Source organism: Enterococcus sp. DIV0724b, assembly GCF_050531475.1.
Lineage (GTDB): Bacteria > Bacillota > Bacilli > Lactobacillales > Enterococcaceae > Enterococcus_L > Enterococcus_L haemoperoxidus.
Genome location: NZ_CP172890.1, coordinates 1,298,912 through 1,318,176, shown reverse-complemented (window position 1 = coordinate 1,318,176; position 19,265 = coordinate 1,298,912). Strand labels below are relative to the sequence as shown.

The 19,265-nt window shown below is 35.8% G+C and carries 16 protein-coding genes; 1 reads left to right on the top strand and 15 read right to left on the bottom strand.

The window, feature by feature from the left end:
• Positions 1-81: 81 nt before the first annotated feature.
• The 5 genes from rho to IGJ02_RS06070 all read right to left on the bottom strand — a co-directional run bounded on the left by rho (position 82) and on the right by IGJ02_RS06070 (position 6,148).
• On the bottom strand, positions 82-1,374 hold the full coding sequence (gene rho / locus IGJ02_RS06090; protein WP_010760935.1) for a transcription termination factor Rho: 1,293 nt from the start codon (positions 1,372-1,374) through the stop codon (positions 82-84).
• Entirely contained in the window at positions 1,371-2,651 is a 1,281-nt protein-coding gene (locus IGJ02_RS06085) for a UDP-N-acetylglucosamine 1-carboxyvinyltransferase (protein ID WP_430603641.1), read from the bottom strand. Before IGJ02_RS06085 ends, rho begins: the two co-directional genes overlap by 4 nt.
• Before the next feature lie 256 nt (positions 2,652-2,907).
• Positions 2,908-3,774 carry a class II fructose-bisphosphate aldolase gene (locus IGJ02_RS06080; RefSeq protein WP_010760933.1) on the bottom strand — a complete coding sequence of 289 codons (867 nt, stop codon included), beginning with the start codon at positions 3,772-3,774 and terminating at the stop codon, positions 2,908-2,910.
• A gap of 297 nt (positions 3,775-4,071) precedes the next feature.
• Positions 4,072-4,950 (bottom strand): hypothetical protein, encoded by an 879-nt coding sequence (locus IGJ02_RS06075; RefSeq protein ID WP_010760932.1) that lies wholly within the window; start codon positions 4,948-4,950, stop codon positions 4,072-4,074.
• 268 nt (positions 4,951-5,218) lie between these two features.
• Positions 5,219-6,148 (bottom strand): YitT family protein, encoded by a 930-nt coding sequence (locus IGJ02_RS06070; protein WP_430603640.1) that lies wholly within the window; start codon positions 6,146-6,148, stop codon positions 5,219-5,221.
• A gap of 251 nt (positions 6,149-6,399) precedes the next feature.
• Between IGJ02_RS06070 and IGJ02_RS06065 the strand changes: the two genes are divergently transcribed.
• Complete coding sequence (locus tag IGJ02_RS06065) at positions 6,400-6,894, top strand: YajQ family cyclic di-GMP-binding protein (protein ID WP_010760930.1); 495 nt, start codon at positions 6,400-6,402, stop codon at positions 6,892-6,894.
• A gap of 56 nt (positions 6,895-6,950) precedes the next feature.
• On the opposite strand, the gene IGJ02_RS06060 is transcribed toward IGJ02_RS06065, so the two are convergent.
• The 10 genes from IGJ02_RS06060 to IGJ02_RS06015 form a co-directional block, all read right to left on the bottom strand.
• Complete coding sequence (locus IGJ02_RS06060) at positions 6,951-7,916, bottom strand: asparaginase (protein WP_010760929.1); 966 nt, start codon at positions 7,914-7,916, stop codon at positions 6,951-6,953.
• A 184-nt stretch (positions 7,917-8,100) separates the two neighbouring features.
• The gene (locus IGJ02_RS06055; protein ID WP_430603639.1) at positions 8,101-10,458 is read right to left on the bottom strand and encodes an ATP-dependent DNA helicase; all 2,358 of its coding nucleotides are present in this window, start codon (positions 10,456-10,458) and stop codon (positions 8,101-8,103) included.
• Positions 10,459-10,597: 139 nt separating this feature from the next.
• A complete protein-coding gene (argJ, locus tag IGJ02_RS06050; RefSeq protein WP_010760927.1) occupies positions 10,598-11,755 on the bottom strand; it encodes a bifunctional glutamate N-acetyltransferase/amino-acid acetyltransferase ArgJ in 1,158 nt (385 codons plus the stop codon).
• 240 nt (positions 11,756-11,995) lie between these two features.
• Positions 11,996-12,676, bottom strand: coding sequence for a Bax inhibitor-1/YccA family protein (locus IGJ02_RS06045; RefSeq protein ID WP_010760926.1), 681 nt, complete (start codon positions 12,674-12,676; stop codon positions 11,996-11,998).
• Complete coding sequence (locus IGJ02_RS06040; RefSeq protein WP_010760925.1) at positions 12,669-13,151, bottom strand: MaoC family dehydratase; 483 nt, start codon at positions 13,149-13,151, stop codon at positions 12,669-12,671. The genes IGJ02_RS06045 and IGJ02_RS06040 overlap by 8 nt, the downstream gene beginning before the upstream one ends.
• Positions 13,152-13,278: 127 nt before the next feature.
• Positions 13,279-14,616, bottom strand: coding sequence for a UDP-N-acetylmuramate--L-alanine ligase (murC, locus tag IGJ02_RS06035; protein WP_430603637.1), 1,338 nt, complete (start codon positions 14,614-14,616; stop codon positions 13,279-13,281).
• A 328-nt stretch (positions 14,617-14,944) separates the two neighbouring features.
• On the bottom strand, positions 14,945-15,844 hold the full coding sequence (locus IGJ02_RS06030; RefSeq protein ID WP_430603636.1) for a hypothetical protein: 900 nt from the start codon (positions 15,842-15,844) through the stop codon (positions 14,945-14,947).
• A 181-nt stretch (positions 15,845-16,025) separates the two neighbouring features.
• On the bottom strand, positions 16,026-17,324 hold the full coding sequence (asnS, locus tag IGJ02_RS06025; protein WP_034682849.1) for an asparagine--tRNA ligase: 1,299 nt from the start codon (positions 17,322-17,324) through the stop codon (positions 16,026-16,028).
• A 49-nt stretch (positions 17,325-17,373) separates the two neighbouring features.
• Positions 17,374-18,564 (bottom strand): pyridoxal phosphate-dependent aminotransferase, encoded by a 1,191-nt coding sequence (locus IGJ02_RS06020; protein WP_430603634.1) that lies wholly within the window; start codon positions 18,562-18,564, stop codon positions 17,374-17,376.
• 171 nt (positions 18,565-18,735) lie between these two features.
• Positions 18,736-19,242 carry a DUF5590 domain-containing protein gene (locus IGJ02_RS06015; protein WP_010760920.1) on the bottom strand — a complete coding sequence of 169 codons (507 nt, stop codon included), beginning with the start codon at positions 19,240-19,242 and terminating at the stop codon, positions 18,736-18,738.
• Between the last annotated feature and the right edge of the window lie 23 nt (positions 19,243-19,265).

Sequence of the window (19,265 nt, the reverse complement as noted above, 5' to 3'; positions counted from 1 at the left end):
GCCCTGATCCATTTGCTGCATCAGAGTTTATTTGTCGGTATACAACAGTACTATAATAGCATGATTCGTTTATCGATGCAATTATCTTTTAGTATTTTTTTTCGCTTGTCTGCCAAACGAAACATCATGGAAATCTTCAAAGAACTTCTGATTATTTTTTGTTTTACGTAAAAACTTAACGAATTGCTCTGTATATTCTAAAGAATCACCTGTCATATGATTACGCAACTTCCAAGTTTCTTCTAACTGCTCAGCCGACATTAGCAAATCTTCTTTACGTGTACCAGATTTTTTGATATCGATTGCAGGGAAAATACGGCGGTCTGCCAAGTCACGAGATAAATGCAGCTCCATATTCCCAGTTCCTTTGAATTCTTCGAAAATAACGTCATCCATTCGACTTCCTGTATCCACTAATGCTGTGGCAAGAATCGTCAAACTTCCACCCTCTTCAATATTTCTAGCAGCACCAAAGAAGCGCTTAGGTTTATAAAAAGCCGCAGGATCGATCCCACCACTTAATGTACGACCGCTTGCTGGAATTACTAAGTTGTAAGCGCGAGCTAAACGCGTAATACTATCCATCAAAATAACAACATCTCGTTTATCTTCAACTAAACGCATTGCACGCTCCAAGACTAATTCAGAGACACGTGTATGATTTTGTGGTTGCTGATCGAAAGTTGAAGAAACTACATCGCCTTTAACACTACGCTCTAGGTCTGTCACTTCTTCTGGACGTTCATCGATCAACAGTAAAATCAATTCTACATCTGGGTAATTTTCTGAAATACCGTTAGCAATTTCTTTCAACACGCTTGTCTTACCTGCTTTTGGAGGAGCCACGATTAGTCCTCGTTGTCCAAAACCAACAGGAGAAAAAATATCGATCATGCGTGTCGATAATCTACCTGGCGTTGTTTCTAATTTGATTTGTTTTTCGGGGTACAACGGTGTTAATGCTGGGAAATGTGGACGTTCTTTTGCTTCTTCTGGATCTTTGCCGTTGACACTTTCAACATGCATCAAGCCATAATAACGTTCTGATTCTTTTGGAGGTCTGGCTTTCCCGGCTACTTTGTCGCCATTACGTAAACCAAATCGGCGAATTTGAGAAGATGAAATATAGATATCTTCTGCACTAGGTCCATAATTGATTGGTCGTAAAAAACCATAGCCGTCTTGAGAAACAATATCCAAAATCCCTTCCATAAAGAAAAAACCTTGTTTCTCAGCTTGTGCTCTAATAACAGCTAAAGATAACTCTTTTTTATTCATTTGACTATAATAAGGGATCTTGAACTCTTTAGCATAGGAATAAATATCTTTTAATGTACTATTCTCAAGCTCCGCCATTGTTAAATAGTCACTCATTTAGCCACCTCGATTTCCTCTTCTGTTTCAATCATTTGGATATCCGCACCAAGTGCAGTTAATTTTTCAATAATGTGGTCATAGCCACGTAAAATGTATTCAACATTATAAATTGTTGTTGTGCCAGTTGCCATCAACCCAGCGATTACCAAACAAGCACCAGCTCTAAGATCTGAAGCCACAACTTCTGCACCATGTAATTGTGTCGGGCCATTAATGACAATCATATTTCCTTCGATCGATGCATCTGCACCCATTCGCACAAGTTCTGGGATATGTTTAGTCCGTTGTGCATAAATGCTATCAATAACTTCACCTGTACCTTTGGCTTTTAACATCAAAGGAGTGATCGGTTGCTGCAAATCTGTCGCAAAACCTGGATAAGGATAGGTTTTAACTGTTGTCATTTTTAAATCATGAGAGGGGTGTACTTCGATCATATCTTCTTCGATCGTCATTTTTACGCCCATTTCTTGTAATTTAGCAATAAAACTTTCTAGATGTTCATAAATCACATTACGAACTTTTACGCCTTCACCCATTGCTGCAGCTAAGGCTAAATAAGTTCCTGCTTCAATTCGGTCAGGAATGATCGAATGACGGCAGCCGTGTAATTTTTCAACGCCTTCGATTCTAATAATATCTGTACCTGCACCACGAATGTTTGCTCCCATATTATTCAATAAAGTTGCAACATCGATAATTTCTGGCTCGCGAGCTGCATTCTCAATGATTGTCTTGCCTTCTGCTTTAACAGCCGCTAACATCACATTGATCGTAGCGCCAATCGAAACCATATCCATAAAGATTCTCGTTCCATGAAGTCCGTCTTCTGTTCTTAAATACATGGCCCCATGTTCGTTTGTTACTTGAGCACCAAGTGCTTCAAATCCTTTGATATGCAGATCGATTGGACGCGGTCCAAGGTAACAGCCACCTGGAAGTCCAACGACTCCTTCACCAAATTTACCTAGTAATGAGCCCATAAAGTAATAGGAAGCACGAAGACTATTGATTTTGCCTTTAGGCATCGGAACGGAAACGATTTCTGTTGGATCGATAACGAGTGTATTGTCGGTAAATGTTGTTTTAGCACCCATAATTTCTAAAATTTCAATTAATGAATGTACATCTTGAATATCAGGTACACCATCTAATGTTACGGGCGAATCAGCCAAAATAGCTGCTGGAATCAAAGCTACTGCACTGTTTTTTGCTCCGCTGATCGATACTTCTCCAGTTAATGGACGATTGCCATTGATTACGATTTTTTTCATTTATTATTCTCACCTATCTATGTAAAACAAATAGTTTTATTTTTTTGTAATATACCCAAACTATTCTAACACATTAAGGAACAATAAAAAAGCCAACAGTTATTCGCATTAGGTTATTTTTCTTCATTTACATGATTTCAACTTATTTTTTTAACATTTTTGAACAAAAATACAGATGCAAACTATCTTTTTGGAAACAAAAAAACTGAAACAACAGATTTACTGTAGTTTCAGTTAGTATTAATTATAAAATTAATTATGCTTTGTTAGCAGAACCGAACCATTCGATACGTTGTTCTACTAATTCAGTAACAGCTTTTGTTCCTGGTGCTAATAATTTACGAGGGTCAAATCCTTTACCTTCAAGATCTTTGCCTTCTTCGATGTATTTACGAGTTGCTGCTGCAAATACTTCTTGACACTCAGTGTTAACGTTGATTTTAGAAACGCCCATTGAGATTGCTTTTTGAACTTGTTCTAAAGGAATACCTGATCCACCGTGTAATACTAATGGAATGTCACCAACAGCGTCAGCGATTTCTTGTAAGTGGTCAAATGCTAATCCAGTCCAGTTGTCTGGGTATGAACCGTGGATGTTTCCGATTCCGCATGCTAGGTAATCAATACCTGTAGCAACCATTTGTACACATTCTTGAACGTCAGCTAATTCGCCAGAACCGATGATTCCGTCTTCTTCGCCGCCGATCGAACCAACTTCACATTCTACAGAAACGCCTTTAGCGTGTGCTTTAGCAACAACATCTTTTGCTTTTTCGATGTTTTCTTCAAATGGTAAGTGAGATCCGTCAAACATAACTGAAGTGTAGCCGATTTCGATACATTCTAATGCATCTTCATATTCACCGTGGTCTAAGTGAAGAGCTACTGGTACAGTGATGCCCATTGAATCGATCAAGTCTTTTACTAAATCGTAACATACTTGGTATCCGCCCATGTATTTAGCTGCACCCATAGAAGTTTGGATCAAAACTGGCGCTTTTTTAGCTTCTGCAGCTTCAAGAATCGCTTTTGTCCATTCTAGGTTGTTTGTGTTGAATCCTCCGACACCGTAGCCGCCTTTGCGAGCTGCTTTAAGAAATTCTGTTCCTGATACTAATGGCATAATAAAATTCCTCCTAAGTTTTAAAAAAACTTTATTTGTTAAGGCTATCCTTAACCAACAGTTATATTTTAGCAGACTTTTTAGTACTTTTCTACTAAAATTGACTTTTTCAGAAAACTTTTGTCCATAGTTTCACAAAAGTGCAGACACTTACTGCTTTTTGTCCAAAAAAAGAAGGAAGGGCTATTTAATAATACCTTCACTCTTTTAAAAATTATTATGAAATTTGTTAATCGAAGTCAAACTAACACAAAATTATAAAACCCGTATTCTTTGTGCTTACTTCCGTTTATTTGTCTATTTCCAGATAATTGGGATTTCTGCGTCACCTTTGTAAGAAAAATTACCTTTCTTGATTTCCCAACTAAATTCAAGAAACTCTTCACCTTCATAACCCTCTTCTTCATTAGGATTTTCAATGTCCGTCCATTTTAAAACTCCATCTTCCACGCTTCCAGCAAAATACTGAATTTCTGCTCCTTCGAATTGTTTAGATAAAGTAACTGGATCGATCATCTGATAGCTAGTCATACCTTTCTTCAAAACAATTGGTTGCAACTTACCTCTAGTCTCTATCCGTACATTTTCAAGATTTGGCATGTTATTCAGCGCTGAAATATCAAGTAATGCCAAGTTGTTAGTAATTCCGCTACCTTTTTCTCCCATAACGCTTTTATTAGCATAAAGTTGTATGTTTATCCTTTTAACTTTAGTTAATTTAGAAAAATCTGATAAATCTGGTATTGAACCCCCAACTCCTATTTCAAGTTCTTCTACTTTAGTTAAATTTGACAACGGGCGAAAATCAGAAATATTTCCAAATTCTATATAAACTCCTTTGGCATTTTCAACATATTGTGCCCCTTCTAAGGATGTATCTTCGTCAAAGAACTCTGTTTCCACGACATCCAAATATTTCATATCACTTTTCTTAATTAAACCATAATTATCCAAAAGTTCTTGAGCATCGTTCGCTCTATTTTCTTCTCCCATTTCCTCTAAATGATGAATAGTAGCTCCCGCAAAAGCATTTCTTAGAGCAGGACTTGGTACATATGCATAATCTGATTCATAAATACGCTTCGTTTGTTTCTCAGCGTTCACCGTTGTTGTTACTCCACCAAGTAATAAACCAACTATCACTAAAGCAACCCTTATTAACTTTTTCTTTTTCACTTTATCACTCCTTGATATTTTTGTTCAAAACTAATTTTATATCAAAAAGTTATTTTTTTAAACAAAAACTATTGCAGATTTCATCCCATAAATCCAAAATATATTTTAAGTTTTTGATTTTAAAGCAGTATTTTTAATTATCAATCATCCATCAAAGTCCAAATTTAAACATTCCCCGTTTTGTATCAATCAAGCTTTCTAACACTTTCAAAAAATAAAAAAACATCTGAATTGCAAGAAATCAGTTCTCACAACTCAGATAGGTTCTTTACTTTTTCTTATTTTTCTTTAATTCAGGGAAACTCCCCGTACTTTTAAAGATCCGTTGTTCATCTTCATTTGCAAATCGTCCTAATACAGAATGCGTAGGAATAATATTCATAAAAGCATTTTCATCAACTTCATAAACGATTTGCTCCAAATCATACAGTTCGTAACGTGTGATCACCATCATGATCATTCGTCCTTCAACGCCAGAATATCCGCCCATCGATGGTAGCAAGGTCATCCCACGAATCATCTGTTTTGAAATTGCCTGAGTCACAACTTCAGGCTGAACTGTTACAATCATCGCAGTAACTTTTTGATGACTAGTATGGATCGTATCAACCACTTGAGTCATACAATAAATCGAAATAATCGTATATAACGCACTTTCCCAATCAAAAACAAAACCAGCTATTGCCACAATGATTCCATTCAACATAAACATATAATTGCCGACAGTTTTCCCAGTCGTCTTCGATAGAACTAATGAAATAACGTCCATTCCACCTGTTGTAAAGCCCATTTTAAGTGATAAGCCTGCACCAATCCCAATCAGCACGCCACCAGCAATCGCATTCATCAACGGATTCGTTGTGATCACTTCGATTGGAATCAAAATAGTTGTCAGTGAAACCCACGCTACATTTAAAAAACTGTATATCGTTGATTCTTTTCCAAGTTTCATAAATCCTAACACAAAAATTGGAATATTTAATAGCAAAATAAAAAGACCTGTATCAATCGTAATCCCAAGATGTGTGTGTAATAACGTTGCAATAATTTGGGCAACACCATTCATTCCAGCAGAAAAAACTTTGGCTGGTATCAAAAAAAAGTTCAAGCTGATCCCTACTAAAATCCCAGTAACAAAAATAACAGCAAACTTCTTCAATGTTTCACTTTGTTTATATGAAATAACCCATTTTCTCATCCAAGACCTTCCCCTCATATAAAAATCCTTCAGTCCTTAATCTAGCTTCTATGTTTACTTTCTTAGATAAAATCCCTCGAATTAGGATAACAGTTTGCTCAAAAAAAGAAAAGAAAAAAAGATGAAAATGAGGATTATTTTAGTCTTATCCATCCTTCCTCAACTCTCCAACTGATCTTTGCATTTTTTACTTGTTTCTTCCTTATTTAATGGTACTATAAAAGTAAGAAATAATGAGAGGAGATTATCCAATGGCAGCAAAAGAAGCTAGTTTTGATGTAACATCTGAGATAAATATGGAAGAAGTCAAAAATTCGATCCAAATCGCACTGAAAGAAATCAAAAATCGTTTTGACTTCAAAGGATCGATCGCAGATATAAAGTTAGAAAATAATAAGTTAGTGGTAGTTGCAGAAGATGACTATAAAATCGAGCAAGTAAAAGATGTCTTGTTCAGTAAGTTAGTGAAACGTGAGGTCCCTATTAAAAATATCCACTTCTCAACAAGCGAAAAAGCACTTGGTGGCGCTGCCCGTCAATATGGTGATTTGATTAGTGGAATCGATCGTGATAATGCTAAAAAAATCAATGTCGCAATCAAAAATTCCGGTATTAAAGTCAAATCACAAATTCAAGAAGACCAAATCAGAGTGACCGGCAAAAGCCGTGATGATTTACAAAAAGTAATTACATTGCTTAGAAATTTAGATTTACCTGTAGAATTACAATTTACGAATTTCCGTTAATAAAAAGCATAACAAACTGAAACATTTTTGTTTCTCAGCTTGTTATGCTTTTTTCGCTATTCACTTAAGAAATCAAATAAGGATTGCGAGTCTTTTCCACTATTTAAACCAACAATCAAGCGAATACGAGCTTTTGGTCCATTTAACCCTCTAGAAAAAACAATGCCCATTTTCTTTAGATTAACGCCACCACCTTCATAGTCATAAATATCTTCAGCAATTCCATTCGAACAGCGAGAAACTAAAACGATTGGGATATTTCTAGCTAAGAGCCGCTCTAGTGAAGGTAATGTCTCAGGTGGAAGATTCCCTGCACCCAAAGCTTCTATCACAATACCATCTGTTTTGTCATTATCCACTAAATCAAATAAACTACCATCCATCCCAGCATAGGCTTTGATTACATAAACCTCTCCCGTGACTTCTTCAATATCACAAATTTCTTGTGGGCGTACTTCACTGGCAAAAAAAGTTCGTTCCTTAGCAATCATACCAATCGGTCCAAAAGTCGGTGTGCGAAACGTTGCAACGTTTGTGGTATGGGTTTTTGTCACATAACGAGCTGTATGAATTTCATCATTCATCACAACCAGTACGCCTTTGCCAAACGATTCATCTGAACAAGCCGTCCAAACTGCACTAATAAAATTATATAACCCATCTGTCCCGATTTCGTTACTTGAACGCATGGCGCCTGTCAATACAACAGGAATTTTATTTTCTAATGTTATATCTAAAAAATACGCTGTTTCTTCTAATGTATCTGTTCCATGAGTGATTACGACGCCATCGATCTCTTCAGTATACGCTTTTTGGATACGCTCCTTTAATTCCAACATTCGTTCTAAAGTCATGTGAGGAGAAGGGATATTAAAAATCGGCTCTACGATTAAATTTACTTTCCCTGCTAATAATTCTTCTTGGTCTAGCAGTGGATTCATATTGTTTGTTGTGACATTTCCATCCGCCTCTTTTGACATCGATATGGTGCCGCCTGTATGTAACACTAGGATTGTTTTCATTTTTAATCTCCCTATGATAATTTTATTCAATTAAACTGACGAATTTTTGCTCAAAAAAGAGCCGATATTCAGATCGTCGGCTTTTTTATAGTCATGATACTCACTAAAAATAAAGAGTCACTTTTACATATCAATTCTTGTTTTAGTATACCAGTAAGAGCTTTTTTTTCCTATCATCAACTGCTTAATCCAACTGCCAAAATTCCTGTATGAGCTGTTTAGTTTGTTCATGCGAATAAGAAATTTGAACCTGATTCCAATGAGGCGGAAAAAAACGTTGAACAGCGGCTGTTGAGAAACGCTGATCCAAAAGTAAAACGATGCCCTTATCCCCTGTATCCCTAATCACTCTACCAGCTGCCTGTAAAACTTTATTCATGCCAGGAATTTGATAAGCAAATTGAAATCCTTGATTTTTTTCCAGATCATAATAGCCTTTGATCAGCTCTTGCTCATGATTGATTTGCGGTAATCCCACGCCAACAATTGCCGTACCAATCAAACGACTACCTTTTAAATCGATGCCTTCTGAAAAAATCCCTCCTAAGACACAAAAGCCAACCAATGTTTCTGTCGGTTCTACCACAAAATCAGCTAAAAAAGCTTCGCGTTCCGCTTCATTCATCATACTAGCTTGAATCTTGGATTTGACATGAGGATTTTTTTCTCGGAACATTTCATAAATTATATCCATGTAAGAATAGGACGGAAAGAAAACAAAATAATTCCCTTTTTTTGCTTGAATCATGTTGGTCAGACTTTCAATGATTTTTTCATAGCTATTCACACGTTCTTTATAAGTCGTCTGGATATACTTTTCAATCACTAATAATTGGTTTTCTTTTGGAAAAGGACTTGGAATTCGATAACGTAAACTTTCCTCTCCGCCACCTAAAATTTCTTGATAATAATCCAATGGCGTTAAACTTGCTGAAAATAAGACACTGGCTTTCCCTTTGTTTAACTTTTGCTGCAAAAGATAGTTTGGGTCGATACAAAATTGCTTGACGATGATGTCGTAATTTTGACAATTTACGTATGTACAATAATGATCATCATACCCTTCACTGATCTTAGTATAATTCAATACCTCAAAATACACAGACAAGACATGATTCAACTCAGGATGATCTTGATTTTCTGGAAGCCATTCTTTGATCTTCTCGGCTAGTGAATAAGCTACTTTCACAAGAGAGTCGATCGGCGCATTTTGATGTAAAAATTCTTTTCCTTCTTCATCACAGACTTGTTTGATTCTTTCAAATTCTTTTTCGATTTTGTTAAGTGCTCTAATCAGCTTGGTTTGTTTTTTATCCAGTACTTGTTTCAGCGCCAAAATCTTACTTTTAGACAAAACCGCCGAATACATTTCCCGTGAACGATTCACTAAATTGTGGACTTCATCTACTAAAAAAATATTTTCTTTCACTTCTGATTGTTCCTCAAAAAAACGTCTTAAATAAACAACAGGGTCAAATAAATAGTTATAATCGCAGATCACTAAATCACACCATAAACTAACATCTAGAGATAGTTCAAACGGACATAAGGTATGTTTACGAGCGTAGTGTTCAATGATCTCACGTGTAAATTGATTTTCATTGTTTAACAAATCCCATAAGCCTTCATTCAACCGATCATAATAGCCATTAGCAAAAGGACATGCTTCTGGTGTGCAATTCCGTTCTGTTAAGAAACATATTTTATCTTTTGCTGTTAAGGTGACACTCTTTAGCTGCATGTCCTTTTTTTTCATTGCTTCCACAGCATCTTCGGCTACTTGTCGCGTAATTGTTTTAGCCGTTAAATAAAAAGCTCTTTCGGCTTGTTCTTCCCCAATTGCTTTTAGCGTTGGAAATAAAGTCGAAATCGTTTTTCCCGTTCCAGTTGGCGCTTCAACAAAAAGTTTTTGATCGCTTAAAATCGTTTTATATACTGCAACAGCCAACTCTCTTTGACCTGCTCGATAATCGCCATATGGAAAAGGTAATTTTTGCAACGATTGATTCCGAATTTTACGCCAATTAGCTTTAAAAATCAGCCATTGTTCATATTTTTGTGTCAGCTCGTCAAAGAATTCTTTTAGCTCTTCTTTAGTAAATTCTTTTTCTTGCCGGGTGATTTCTTCGGTTGTTGTTTGATAGTAGGTCAATTGTAATGTGATTTCATCCAACTCTTCCTGCTGGCAATAAATATGCCCATAGCACATCACTTGATACCAAAACATGTCTATTTGTTCTTCTAATAATTCTGAAAACGCGGGTTCTGAAGTTTTAATTTCATCGATTACAGTTCGTTTTTTTTCATCAATAAAAATGCCGTCTGCACGACCTTCAATTATGTAAGTTTGCTTGTTTAATTCTATGTTTATAGCAAGTTTTATTTCTTTTTGGTAATTTTCACCGGCTGTTTTTTGAAGCTTCCGATGGATCTTAGCGCCTTCCAAAGCTGTATGTTCACTACTGTGTCTAGCGTCAATACTCCCTCTGCGTAAAATAAACTCCACTAATCTTCGGACTGCGATTCTTGGCGTATTCTGCATGTTCGATCCCACCTATCATGTTCTTATTATAGAACATACATTCGTAAAATAAAAGAGGAGAAAGCAAAACTTTTACATTTAGAAATAAGGTGGGTTCGTTCAATCATTTTTTCAAGAGACTAACTGCAAAGAAAAAGACTCAAGTCGAATAATCACTATTTATTTTGACATACTCATAACTTAAATCGCAACCAATCACTTCAAAATTTTCTGTTCCTTGATGTAGATCAACCGTTAAATGAATATCTTCATTTTGTTCGATGTATGTTGCAATTTTGTTAATGTGTTGCTTTTCTTCATTATTATTTGAAAAAATCGGATACTGTCCATAATAAATTTCTACTTTATTCTGGTCAAAAATCAACCCTTCTGTTTTCCCAAGAGCCATTGCGATTCGTCCCCAATTAGGATCATGTCCAAATAAAGCCGTTTTTACTAAAGGTGAGTTGATGATTGATTTGCCAGCATTTTTAGCTTGTTCTTTACTTTCAGCATTTTTAACGGTAACAAACATCGTTTTTGTAGCACCTTCTGCATCTCTTACAACATCTAACGCTAATTCTTTACAAATTTCATTCAAGGCTTTTTGCAATTCGGTTTTCTCAACTTCATGATGACTACTGGCTAAAAATGCGACTGTGTCACTAGTGCTTGTATCCGTATCAATACTAATTGTATTGAAAGAGTGATCGACTGCTATTTTCAACATAGAATAAATTTCTTGTTTCTCCACTTTTGCATCAGTCAAAATATACGCCAACATCGTCGCCATATTCGGTTCGATCATCCCTGAACCTTTGACGATTCCTAAAATCGTTGCATCCCCGACTTTTAGACTACGAACCTTGATTCGCTGATCGGTTGTTAAAATTGCATGGGCAAAATCTTCATAATTCTCTTTTAAATGAATTGTTTCTTTTTCTAAATATTCTTCAATAATATCGATTGGCAATTGCGGCCCTATCACGCCTGTTGAAGAAGGCAGAATATTTTCCTTTGAAATCGTCAATTTGTCAGATAATCGCGCTAAAATCTTGTATTCATTTTCTCTTCCCGTTTGTCCAGTTGCAACATTGGCGATACCACTTGTCACTACAACTGCTTGCAATTCAGCGTTTTTTACATGATCCTTCCCGATAGGTATGCATTCACCGCAAAATGTGTTTTTTGTAAAAACTGCCGCAGCATGACAAACTTCATCCGCTACAATCAATCCAAAATCTTTTCTTTTTTTCTTTATCCCAACATGTGTTCCATAGAACTTAAATCCCTTCGGTACGTTTTCATACTTTCCCATCAATAACACCATCCTGTACATGATTAACTTACGTGAAGCAAAGCGTTTTATTTCTTTAATTTTATAAAAGTATAAATCAAAGCAGAAGGATAGTCAATGGATTTTATATCACAAAATCACAATAAAAGGGATTTTTATACTTAAATAAGCAAAAAATATGCATATTAATGTATAAACAATGTATTTTCACAACAAAAAAGCACCCAGATTTCTCTGGATGCTCTAATGTTAATCAACTGATTAATTATTTTTACCAAATATGCGTAAGAACGCTAAGAACAAGTTAATGAAATCAAGGTATAATTGTAACGCAAAGAATACCGCAATCCCTGTTCCTGCTTGTCCGCCTGTTTCATTGTAAACTTGACGAATTTTTTGATTATCATACGCTGTAATTCCAGCAAAGATCAATACCATCAAAATAGAAATGAAAAATGAAACTGCGCTACTGCGTAGGAAAAAGAAATTGATGACCATTGCAATAATAATTCCGATCAATGCGCTATACGCTGCATGTCCCATTGCTGATAAGTCTTTCTTCGTAAACATTCCAACTAAAGACATTGCACCAAACGTTGCAGCAGCACTCACAAAAGCACTCACAACAGTTGCTTGAGCATACATTAGTAATGTCGCAGATATTGTTACACCATTTAAGATGGAATAAATTAAAAATCCGCTAACTGCTAAACTAGGATTCTTTTGTGCTTTTAGTCCTAGGAATAAAACTAAACCAATTTGTAAAATCCATAATCCAAAAAACAAGGCTGATGAGTTTAACAACGTAACTAAAACAACTGGGTAAACGGTTAAGATCAGGTATGATACTAGTGCACTAACACCAATTCCCATTGCTAAAAATGCGTAAATTTTTGAATAAAACTTATTTAAGCCAACATTGGCTACTGCTCCATTATTCATCTATATCTCCTTCTTTCTCCACTAAATCTGCTAATGTTACTTGGGGTGGTTGTACCATTACGACCGCGTCAAGCACTCGATCTTCTTCTTCATTGACAGCTTCAATCGAAATCGTCACAACATCTTTCATCTTATCTACCTTGATCACTTCAAACTGAAACGTCAATGTCTCATAATGAAAAACTGGCTCCACAAAGTTCACAGAAAAATTGACAACATGGGATCCTGGTCCTGGTAAATGCTTTGAAATTGCACTCGTGATGATTCCCATGAGCATGATCGATGGAACGATTGGCTTACCATATTCTGTTTTTTGGGCATAATCATGTTGGATATATAAGGGATTGGCATCGTTTGTTAAGCCCAAATAAAGAAGTAAATCTTTATCTTCGATTGATTCGGTTAAAGACAGCGAATCGCCTTCCTCAATATCTTCGATGGTTTTGCCTAATTTTCTCGGTTTTCCGATATTCAAATTAGTACACCTCCACTAATGATAAGATAATTGTACCAAAATGACGACAAAAGGCAAGTTAAAAAGAAGAAGCTTCAACAAATCATAAAAATGCATTGTTGAGGCTTCTTCAATGTTATTTTTTATTTTATAAAACACTTCTTGTTGTATTACTTAATAAAGTTTCATATGCTTGCTCAAATTTTTGAACGTCACCAGCACCCATAAAGACCATTACAGCATTTTCATGATCTAAAAGGGGTGAAACATTCTCTTCTTTGATAACTTGGCCGCCTTTTTGGATTTTATTGCCTAAATCCTCGATTTTAACATCGCCTTGTTGTTCCCTTGCCGAACCAAAGATATCACAAAGATAAACAGCATCCGCCAAATCCAATGCCTCTGCAAACTCATCCATCAACGCAATTGTACGAGTGAATGTATGTGGTTGAAAGACAGCAATGATCTCTTTGTCTGGATATTTTTGACGTGCACCATCGATTGTTGCAATGATTTCTGTTGGATGGTGAGCATAATCATCAACAATGATCATATCAGAAACTTTTTTCTCAGTAAAGCGACGTTTCACACCTTCAAACGTCAACATTTCTTCTGCCACTTTGTTCATATCTAATTTTTCAAAATAGGCTACTGCAATCACACCTAAGGCATTCATGATATTATGTTGACCAAATGCAGGTAAAACAAAATGACCAACAAATGCATCATGGTGGTAAACATCAAAAGAAGAACCTTGCGTTGTTCTTTTGATATTCTTAGCCTGAATATCATCATCCTCTGCTAAACCATAATAGTAAATCGGTACATCCGTTTCTAGCATACGCAAATATTTATCATCCCCATATGCAAAAATTCCTTTTTTAACTTGTTTTGCCATTTTCTGGAACGCAGAGAATACATCTTCTATACTCTTAAAGTAATCAGGATGATCAAAATCGATATTCGTCATGATTGCATAATCTGGAGAATAAGCAAGAAAATGACGGCGATATTCACAAGCCTCAAAAGCAAAAAACTCAGCATTAGGGTCGCCATGTCCTGTACCATCACCAATCAGGTAACTGGTTGGCGCAATTCCTGTTAAGATATGAGAAAGTAATCCTGTTGTACTTGTCTTCCCATGAGAGCCAGTTACTGCGATGCTTGTATACGGTTGGATAAAACGGCTAATGAAATCATGATATCGAATGATTTCCGCACCCAATTCTTTGGCACGAACTAATTCTTCATGTGTATCTGGAAATGCATTTCCTGCAATAATAATCATATCTTTCGTAATATTGTCAGCATTGAAAGGTAAAATTGTAATACCAGATTTTTCTAAATCACGTTGTGTAAAGAAGTATTCTTCCACATCTGAACCTTGCACCTGATACCCTTTTTCAAATAAAACTAACGCTAATGAACTCATCCCAGAACCTTTTATCCCAACAAAATGATGTAACTTATTCTCTAAATTGCTCATTCTAATCCTCTTCTCTTAAAATCTATATAAAACGTAGCTTTTTTAAACACTTTTCAACAGTACGAAACCCATTATCGTATAAAAATATGAAATAATCAACTAAAAAAACAGCGAATCCACTCGTTTTAACTTGTATAACAGACTTTAACCGTTATTTATTTTCTTCATCACTGATTATATACTCATTCATCAACTATCATTGTGTGCCATACTAATTCTACCTCTTTACTGGCTGGAAGATTAAATTACCTTTTGGTCCCTGTGCCTGATACTTACATCACAGTAAAAAGCTGAGACAAAACCAATTTGGCTTTGTCTCAGAAATTTTTTACTTAAAATACTTGCTATTTTCTAGCTCCATGCTTGAATCTTCAATAATTCCACTTAGAGATTTATCTAAGATCCCACGTTTTTTTTCTTGCTCAGCTTCTGCTACTTTTTGACCATAAGCTGTCTGACTTTTCGCATTCTGTTTTGCCGTCTTAAGCTCTTTTCTAGAACGCGGTAATGTATGGCTAATATCTTCTTCTTTACCAAAACGCTCCATATCAGGTTTGATTTGTTGATATTGACGTCTTGTCACAGGAATTTCAGGTGATCCTTTAGGGATATTGAACTTTTGAACCGTTGGGTCTTCATTCCCTTTTACTTGAAATGCTGCCGGTTCATCGTCAAAAAGTAAATACGAATTTTGATCCTTTTTCATCGCTTCAGCTAATTCTTCTTCTGTCAAAGCAGGAGCTTTTTCTTCTGGAATGACAGAAGCTGGAATATATTTCGGAACAAAATAGGAACGGGTATCATATGTAAAATCTTTTGAAAACGCCGCTTTATTTTTACTAGAAGATGGCTGTGAACCAAAACCATAAGAACTTCTTTTAGGCATATTGCCAAACAGATTGTTTTTTTGCTTTGGAGAAGTTGGTTTATTATGCGTCATCATATAATTCGGTAAATTAGATTTGTGACGGGCTAATTCTGCTACTTGTTCTTGACTATGTGAAACATGTTGGTTATTAGTTTGTGTTGGTTGTTTGTGCAACACTGGCTGAACACTTATCGGATCGATTACTGGTGCACTTTGTTGTGGTTGTGATGTTGTTTTAGAGAGCATTGGATCTTCTTGAAACAATGTTCGTTTATTTTCAGAAACTAATTTCACGCCTAAGTCATCGTCATAAGCTGGAAAACGAAAATGTTTTCTTTTAATTTGAGTTGAGTTTTCCATTCGAGTCATTCCTTTATTCTACTTTCTGTCAATTTTACCACAAAATAGTGGAATTCTAAACAAATTACCTTACTTTTTCTTTTTTCTTATTGTAATTTTATTTGAACGTTTCATTTTCTATAAAAATTAGTCGCTGAAACAAAGTCTAAGCTTCGTTCAACGACTAACTGATTAACAATTTCTAAGGGTAAATACGGTTTAATAAACGTGGGAACGGACTTGCTTCACGAACATGCTCAATTCCAGCTAACCATGTAACAGTACGCTCTAAACCTAGACCAAAGCCTGAATGCGGAACAGAACCATAACGACGTAAATCTAAATACCAAGAATATTCTTTTTCATCTAGATTGTGGTTACGAATTTGTTCTAATAAGTAATCATGATCAATGGCTCTTTCAGAACCCCCGATAATTTCACCGTAACCTTCTGGCGCAATCATATCAGCACAAATTACAACATCATCACGAGTAGGATGTGGTTTCATGTAGAAAGCTTTGATTGCTTTTGGATAGTTTAAAATAAAGACTGGACGGTCAAATGAGTTGGCAATAAATGTTTCATGTGGTGAACCAAAATCATCCCCCCATTCAATATCATCAAAGCCATTTTTCTTCAATAACTCTACAGCTTCATCATAAGAGATACGTGGGAATGGTAATTGCGTATATTTTTTCAAGACTTCTCGATCACGTTCTAACACATCTAAAGCATGATCACAATTGTCTAATACGCTTTGAACAAGAAACGCTACGTATTGTTCTTGCACTTCTAAACTTTCTTCTTGATGCATAAAGGCCATTTCAGGTTCGATCATCCAAAATTCAATCAAATGACGACGTGTTTTTGATTTTTCCGCTCTAAAGGTTGGGCCAAATGAGAATACTTTCCCAAATGCTAAAGCCGCAGCTTCCATGTATAATTGACCACTTTGAGATAAATAAGCTTTTTGATCAAAATAATTTGTTTCAAATAAATCAGTTGTCCCTTCTGCTGTACTTGCAGTTAAGATTGGTGGGTCGATTTTAACAAAGTTGTTGTTATTGAAAAATTCATATGTTGCGCGAATGATTTCGTTACGAATTTGCATGATTGCATGCTGACGAGACGAACGTAACCATAAGTGACGATGATCCATTAAAAAGTCTGTTCCGTGCTCTTTTGGTGTAATTGGATACTCATGGCTTTCACCAATGACTTCGATTCCTGTTACACCGATTTCATAACCAAATTTTGAACGGCTATCTTCTCTGATTTCACCAGTGATCCAAACTGAAGTTTCTTGAGTTAAGCTTTTCGCTAATTGAAAGACTTCTTCTGGGACTTCACTTTTTACTACAATTCCTTGAAAATAAGCTGTTCCATCACGTAACTGTAGAAACGCAATTTTTCCACTTGAACGTTTGTTAGCGATCCAAGCCCCTATTTTTACTGTTTCCCCTACATGATTCTTTGAATCAATAATTTGAATTTGTTCCACGATCGTCTCTCCATTCATTTATTCTTTTACCTATCCCGAATTAAGTGTTTTATTTAATTGATTTCTTCTCAATAAATGCTTTGATACGTTTTACAGCTTCTTTTAATGTATCTAAATCTGTTGCATAGCTGATTCGAACATGTTCCGGCGCTCCAAATCCAGCGCCTGTAACAAGTGCTACTTGCGCTTCCGCTAATAAATCATCTACCCAGTTGGTGACATCTGTATAGCCACACATCGTCAACGTTTCTTTGATATTTGGAAACAGATAAAACGCACCATGCGGTTTTTCCAATTTAAATCCAGGTAATGCAGCAAATAACGGATAAATCTCATTTAAACGCGCTTCAAATGCTTGTCTCATGATTTCAACTGTTTCTTGTTCACCACTCAATGCTTCGATTGCTGCATATTGGCTGACAGCCGTAGGATTACTTGTTGATTGCGATGCAATATCATTCATCGCTGAAATAATTGTTTCATCGCCAACCGCATACCCAATACGCCAGCCTGTCATCGCATAACTTTTAGAAACACCATTGATAATGATTGTTTGTTTCTGTATAGCTTTAGACAAAGTAGCAATTGGTGTAAAGGTGGCTCCATTATAAACCAGTCTGCCATATATATCATCCGATACGATCAAGATATCATGAAGCACAGCCCACTCACCGATTTTACGTAATTCTGTTTCAGAATAAATCATTCCCGTTGGATTAGAAGGTGAATTTAAAATCAATAATTTCGTTTTATCTGTTCTTGCTTTTTCTAATTGCTCCACAGTTACTTTAAACTCTTTTTCCTGAGCACAAGAGATAAAGACGGGCACGCCCTCGGCTAATTTAACTTGTTCTCCGTAACTTACCCAGTAAGGTACTGGAATGATCACTTCATCATTTGGATTTAATACCGCTTGAAACAATAGATACAACGCAAATTTAGCGCCATCCGTTACAATCACATTTTTTGCCTCATAACTCAGGTGATAGTAGGATTTGATATAGTTTACAACAGCCTCACGTATTTCTTTTATACCAGCAGAAGGTGTATAATAGCTCGCTTTACCACTTTCGATTGCTTGAATTGCAGCTTGTTGAATATTTTTAGGTGTAGTAAAATCTGGTTCTCCTACAGTTAAACTTAAAACATCTTTACCTGCAGCTTTTAGCGCATTGGCTTTAGCTGACGCGGCTAACGTAACAGAAGGTTCTAATTTTTGTGCTCGATTCGATATCTCCATATTATCGCTCCATTCATTTTTTATCAGATGTTTTAATCATGAAGCTCTTCCATTTTAGAAGTAGATAAGATGTGGTCTACCTTCGTTCAACATTTATCCCTGCTTCATTAAATAACTATCTATTATTGTAATTGTTTGTTTTATTCCTAAGAAACTTGCAAAAACGTCTCGTCAGACATTTTTAATAATCATGATTTCTTCTGCTTTTTCAAATGACAATAGATAATAATTTAATGATCCATCCTCATTTTTGGTAACAACTTCCCAAGTTGGTTTATCCTTGTATAATCCTAAGCTGATTTTTTGAATACGTTTTTCTTTATAGTCTGTTTCCATGATCTGGCGGATGTGCCCTTCTTCCACCCCATCTTTTTGATTTAAAACAGTCACTTTATCACCTGATTTCGGAATGATCACAGCTAAGTTTTCGCCTTTATCGTCTTTCCCAGTCACACTAAAGTATGTATCTTTTCTGGTAAACCAATAAAAGTTATCGACTGTTTCTAGGTGTGCATATTTTTTTGCGATTGCCGTAGCTTCTTTTTTCGCTTGTGTTCTTGGATGAGTTGAGCGAATATAGGAAATAGTAATCATGACAATGATCACTAATAAAACCGCAATTACACTTACTAGGATCTTGGTTTTTCTTGCTTCATTTTGATCTTCTTGTTCTTGCAATTTTCTCGCCCTTTCCAAACTTA

Bases quoted from the DNA above. Each gene is read 5' to 3' on its own strand.
- IGJ02_RS06060 (WP_010760929.1), bottom strand. From the start codon at position 7,916: ATGAAAACAATCCTAGTGTTACATACAGGCGGCACCATATCGATGTCA.
- IGJ02_RS06065 (WP_010760930.1), top strand. From the start codon at position 6,400: ATGGCAGCAAAAGAAGCTAGTTTTGATGTAACATCTGAGATAAATATG.
- murC (WP_430603637.1), bottom strand. From the start codon at position 14,616: ATGAGCAATTTAGAGAATAAGTTACATCATTTTGTTGGGATAAAAGGT.
- argJ (WP_010760927.1), bottom strand. From the start codon at position 11,755: ATGGGAAAGTATGAAAACGTACCGAAGGGATTTAAGTTCTATGGAACA.
- IGJ02_RS06030 (WP_430603636.1), bottom strand. From the start codon at position 15,844: ATGGAAAACTCAACTCAAATTAAAAGAAAACATTTTCGTTTTCCAGCT.
- IGJ02_RS06020 (WP_430603634.1), bottom strand. From the start codon at position 18,564: ATGGAGATATCGAATCGAGCACAAAAATTAGAACCTTCTGTTACGTTA.
- IGJ02_RS06085 (WP_430603641.1), bottom strand. From the start codon at position 2,651: ATGAAAAAAATCGTAATCAATGGCAATCGTCCATTAACTGGAGAAGTA.
- IGJ02_RS06045 (WP_010760926.1), bottom strand. From the start codon at position 12,676: ATGAATAATGGAGCAGTAGCCAATGTTGGCTTAAATAAGTTTTATTCA.
- IGJ02_RS06055 (WP_430603639.1), bottom strand. From the start codon at position 10,458: ATGCAGAATACGCCAAGAATCGCAGTCCGAAGATTAGTGGAGTTTATT.
- IGJ02_RS06070 (WP_430603640.1), bottom strand. From the start codon at position 6,148: ATGAGAAAATGGGTTATTTCATATAAACAAAGTGAAACATTGAAGAAG.
- IGJ02_RS06080 (WP_010760933.1), bottom strand. From the start codon at position 3,774: ATGCCATTAGTATCAGGAACAGAATTTCTTAAAGCAGCTCGCAAAGGC.
- rho (WP_010760935.1), bottom strand. From the start codon at position 1,374: ATGAGTGACTATTTAACAATGGCGGAGCTTGAGAATAGTACATTAAAA.